This window comes from Psychrobacter sp. TWR1-1-1, from assembly GCF_049895865.1.
In the GTDB taxonomy this organism is placed as follows: domain Bacteria; phylum Pseudomonadota; class Gammaproteobacteria; order Pseudomonadales; family Moraxellaceae; genus Psychrobacter; species Psychrobacter immobilis_A.
On the sequence record NZ_JAFCTE010000036.1, the window covers coordinates 1 to 4,946 of the forward strand.

At 35.1% G+C, this 4,946-nt stretch carries 4 protein-coding genes; 3 read left to right on the top strand and 1 reads right to left on the bottom strand.

The features are described 5' to 3' along the window. Window positions 1-158 precede the first annotated feature (158 nt). Genes ACP69U_RS13595 through ACP69U_RS13605 form a run of 3 tightly spaced genes read left to right on the top strand, consistent with a single transcriptional unit; the run spans window position 159 to window position 3,885 of the window. Window positions 159-1,190, top strand: coding sequence for a DUF5675 family protein (locus ACP69U_RS13595; protein WP_426138810.1), 1,032 nt, complete (start codon window positions 159-161; stop codon window positions 1,188-1,190). Then, the gene (locus ACP69U_RS13600; protein WP_201581119.1) at window positions 1,191-2,429 is read left to right on the top strand and encodes an SH3 domain-containing protein; all 1,239 of its coding nucleotides are present in this window, start codon (window positions 1,191-1,193) and stop codon (window positions 2,427-2,429) included. A gap of 34 nt (window positions 2,430-2,463) precedes the next feature. Beyond that, window positions 2,464-3,885, top strand: coding sequence for a GW dipeptide domain-containing protein (locus ACP69U_RS13605; RefSeq protein WP_426138811.1), 1,422 nt, complete (start codon window positions 2,464-2,466; stop codon window positions 3,883-3,885). A gap of 325 nt (window positions 3,886-4,210) precedes the next feature. Here ACP69U_RS13605 and ACP69U_RS13610 read toward each other — a convergent pair whose 3' ends face one another. Then, window positions 4,211-4,603, bottom strand: a complete 393-nt coding sequence (locus ACP69U_RS13610; protein WP_426138812.1) for a hypothetical protein — start codon at window positions 4,601-4,603, stop codon at window positions 4,211-4,213. Window positions 4,604-4,946: the final 343 nt, after the last annotated feature.

The window sequence follows — 4,946 nt, forward strand, 5'->3', positions numbered from 1 at the left end:
CACGATTGGTTATGTGTCACCTTTTGAGTTTGAAAAGCAGTATTATGATAATTTAATCCTGTCAGGTGTTGCTGCCTGACTCAAGTAAATAAGCCTCCGATAAAGTCGGGGCGGTTCAGGATAACTGTTTAAATAAAGCTTTTTTCTTTGCTCACATAATGGAAGAAGTCGGAAATAAATTTAATATAAAAAATGGAGAAAGTTTAAATTATAGTTGGGAAAATCTGTATAGAACTGCAACTATTACGAGTAATGGCAAAAAACTTTTGAAAAGCCCATTTAAAGCTTTTAGGGGTAATGAATCTTTATCTAAAATTTATGGAAGATATAATGGAAAACCTGCAAACCAAGAGATGATAGCAAATATCGCGTATGCAAACCGCTTAGGTAATGGGAACGTAGAGTCTGGTGATGGATGGAAGTATAGAGGTAGAGGAATTATACAGATTACTGGAAGAGACAAATATGATCCAATAAATGTAGCTATTAGAGAAAGAGTTCCAGACTTTAATAGAGAAATTACTGCTATCAATATAAATGATATTGAAGAGGGAACAGTGGCTTCTATGGCTTACTGGTATAACAATAAAATTTATAAGATTGCTAATAAAGGCCCGACAGTATCAAATTTTGAAGAGACGGTTGATATTGTTAATGAAAATACTCCATCTCGAAAAGATAGAATAGATCACTTTAAAAAATGCTTAAAGGTGTTCCGAGTTAATGAATGTCAAAAAATACAACCTCCTACTTCATCATTAGAGGGCTCTACGGTTGAGATAATTATTAATAGAACTAGTCAAAACTCCCAATCAACAGTAGGCACCCTTTCCATTCCAAATTATAACTTCGACGGCTTTGTACTAGAAAGACCAGGTCCTGATACTACTACTAGGAATATGCGCAAAAGAGTTCCTACAGGAGTTTATAAAGTGAAATGGCATGAAACAAAGCTAAATCGTTCTTTGGGGAAAGCTTTTGTTCTTTTCAATGATGATGTTCCTGCTGACAGGTATATATTAATACATATTGGAAATTACCCAAAGGATACCGACGGCTGTATTTTACTAGGAAGCTCAAAGGGTAAAGACTTTGTGGGTAATAGCACCAATACTGTATTTGCTTTTTATAAACTATTCGAGAATTCTAACCTTACTAAAATTCGAGTTAAAATAACTGAGAGCTATTAAATGAAAGCATTTACATCTGTATTATTAGTAACTACCCTCGCCTTAGTATCCTGTGACAGTACGGGTAATACAAATAAACCTGAGACTAAGGATGCAGACGGTAGCATTACTACACCAAAACAATCAGTATCTGATATCCCATTACATTTTAAAGACGCTCATGAATTTAGGCTATTTCTTGATACCAATCAGTATGGTGATGAAGAAAAAATAGACATGATTAATAATTTTTTCGATAGTATTTCTGATTACTCTACTAGTGAGTTAACTCACTCGTTTGCAAGCATAGGCGCTAATATTGAATGGGACGTTGATTTAATTTCTCAGTTCAAACACAACATGCAAAAAACAATCATTAATAATCCTAACTTATTGATAATTATTAGTGACAATCTGAATAATGATGAACTTAAACGCTTTGCAAAATTTTACTTTGGTAACGTTATTTGGAACGATGAATTTCCCAGCGAGCTATATTACCTCAAGACAAATAACTCACAGTCTTTTGAAGTATTTATTGAAAATTTTTATGGGCTCTATCAAGCAATGTCGCCTCGCATACTTAATACAAGCTATATCGTAGCAGATAAAGATGGCAATACTAATATTAGAGAATTACCTAGCTCTAATTCTAAACGTGTAGGTAAGTTTAATAATGGTAGTAAAGCTACTGCTTTATGGATAGAAGGCGATTGGCTTTTTGTTCATAACAAGTCCAATGTTGGTTACGTTCATGTAAGTAATTTAAATGCAGTTGATTCAGCCATAGACAAGTTACAATCTAGTGATAACCCTACTAATGTCATTTTAGAAAAAGAAGCTGACTTAGATATGGACGGTGATAGCGATGTCATAAGCGTTGCAAAGCCTAAAGAACAAGACGATAGAAACTTTGATCTTGAAATTTCCGTATATCGAACGGTCAACGGGAAAAGTCATTTGTGGCAACAAAACACGTTAATGTTTAAGGATCCAATCAATGGCTGCATGATGGACGGTTTGGAAGATATCAGTACAAGCTCAGGTAAGTTTACTATTGAATATATGTCTTGCTACGATAACAAGTATGGTAAAAGGTTTGTGAGCTTTTCCTATGACATTCAGTCAGATGATTTTAAGGTGATTAAAAATATAATAAGCTTTTTTAACTCTGAATCGAATGAGATGAACCAAACGTTTAATTGCAAAGATAATGGATATTTGTTTTCATCTTACAATGATGATTGTGAGTGGTTGTAGCAATTTTTTTGAATTTCTAGTAAGAGCAAATTAAATGAAAAATACGCTGAAAACACTTCTTTTACTAATAACCCCAATCTCTATCGTTGCTTGTAATGCACAATCAACTTCTTCAGAACATCAACCAAGCAATGAAGGAACGATAACCACGGCTAAAGTGGATAACGTTAACAGCGACATTAACGCTAAGAGAAATATCGTTCTGTATATGGAAGCTCATGATTTATCCGGTCTTGAACAATCCTCTAAGTCAGACGCGCATTATTATCGAGTTCTCATTAAGAAATTATCTAATAATCGTTATTTAGTGCAGGATTTCTTTATCTCGGGAGATAAGTTTACAGATCCGTATATATTGACAGAGGGAAAGCTTGATTATACCGATAACGAGGACGTAGCCCATCCCAATAATTATTATCCAAGGGAAGGAATAAGAACCGTATGGTTTGAGTCTGGTAGCAAAAAAATACAATCCTATTATAGAAATAATTTGCCAACAGGGACTTGGATTGAGTATTTTGAAAATGGACAAAAAAAGAGTGAAGATACTTACAAAGATGGGGTTTTGCATGGTATATCTAAGAAATGGAATGAGCAGGGTGACCTAACAGGTGAATGCACTTATGACCATGGTGTCAAAAATGGTCGCTGTTATTCAAAATTCACGTTATATCCTAATATCTATCACTCTGACGGTAAATATAAGAATGGTAAAAGATTTGGTATTTCTAAATCATGGAATATAGATGGTACCATTGAAGAATTCATATTTAATGGGCCACTATCTCTGCAGGAAATCGAAAAGGATTTGACAAAAAATCAGTTTAAAATATTTACTCTTGATGTTACTGCAGATGGCATAGATGATTTAGTGATTAGTCGTATCAATGATAATGCTAATCTATATCAAGGTGACGAACTTTATGTTCTTATTGGAGACAAAGGTGGTAAATACAAATTGAGCTTGAGTACGTCAAATTATGCCAGCGATGGAGGTTACTTTTTATACGATATATTACCTCGACCGAACTATAATGGTTTTATTCTTGGCACATATTTTTCAAGTAAAGGTCAACCAAACATTAATTACTATTTTACCTTTAAAAATAAAGATTGGTATGTTTCAACCACTACGATGGGAGGGTCTATGCCTAGTGGAGAATATTATTATTGTATTGATAATAATCAAAAACACATAAAAGAATATACTAATAGTATGCCGCCTGCTGATGATACTAAGCCCTGTACCCCACCACCCACCAAGTACGTCGTCACGTCAGATAAGGCAGAAATATTGTCTGACACCTTTGAATCTAGATCACCACCAAATTACTATATCCAAAAAGATACTATTGAAGCTATTGATCAAAATGAAGACTGGGTACAAGTATCTTATAAAAATGGTACTAAATTTGGTTGGATCGATAAGCGTGATTTGACGCCTATACCAAACTAACTCGAGGCAAAGACATTCATTACAAGCTTTACCGATGATAGTAGCTAGAAAAGCTAATAAAAAAACCAAAAAAATCCGACTGCATTAAGCGATCGGATTTTTAATATTTGGTGGAGAGGTAATCATCCCAACCATAAGACACTTATCAAATAGAATTAAGCTGTATGGTTTAGTTTCTGTATTGGCGTAAAGCCACCATTGCCCATGCTCGGGCGCTCATAATTGCATTTGATCTTTAATAGTTCGATGTCATAGTGGCACGCCTTTCTGGCCCTTGTATTGATAGGTCATTGCTAGGCTGTGGACTTTATTATCTTGCAATTACTTACGGTAGGTTGTAATGCTTAACTGTGGATAGTCGCTCAATCCTCTCTTCTGGTTTTACCCTAGCTGCTTCTGCATTGGACTCTGCCCAAGCTGCGTATGCTTTAGCCCTAGCTATTTTCTCTTCTGCCCTAGCAGATTCTACTTTTGCAATGGCTGCGTTCGCTTTTGCAATGGCTACGTCTGCTTTTGTAATGGCTTCTGTCCTAGCTACTTTTTCTGCTGCGTGTGCTTTTGTGTATGCTTCTACACTAGGTTGTTTGGCTGCAGCCGTGGCATATTCATTATGGGCATTTGCTACTCCAAAAGTAAAAACAGTCAAAGTTATTACACCTGATAGAAATGTAAATAATTGGTTTAATGCTTTCATTGTATTGTTTACTCTCAGTTTCATTCAAATGTACCTACAATACACGATGTCTAAATCATTAGGCAAGCTTGCTTTCTCCTACTTCATAAAGCGTTAAAAAGTCCTTAAATTTGAATAAAATACTTCTCCTTTATAGCCTATATTTCATAGAGTATAAATAAAGGCGTTTTGACTGTATAGCTTACGTGTTGAAGTATTAAAGAAAACGTACTGATCGAAAAATCCTAGCACCTTGATTTGCTCTAAGATCACCATGAACCGCCCCGACTTTATCGGAGGCTTATTTACTTGAGTCAGGCAGCAACACCTGACAGGATTAAATTATCATAATACTGCTTTTCAAACTCAAAAGGTGACACATAACCAA

What these genes read in the sequence shown, in the direction of transcription:
- ACP69U_RS13595 (WP_426138810.1), top strand. Translation starts at nt 159, where the DNA reads ATGGAAGAAGTCGGAAATAAATTTAATATAAAAAATGGAGAAAGTTTA.
- ACP69U_RS13600 (WP_201581119.1), top strand. Translation starts at nt 1,191, where the DNA reads ATGAAAGCATTTACATCTGTATTATTAGTAACTACCCTCGCCTTAGTA.
- ACP69U_RS13605 (WP_426138811.1), top strand. Translation starts at nt 2,464, where the DNA reads ATGAAAAATACGCTGAAAACACTTCTTTTACTAATAACCCCAATCTCT.
- ACP69U_RS13610 (WP_426138812.1), bottom strand. Translation starts at nt 4,603, where the DNA reads ATGAAACTGAGAGTAAACAATACAATGAAAGCATTAAACCAATTATTT.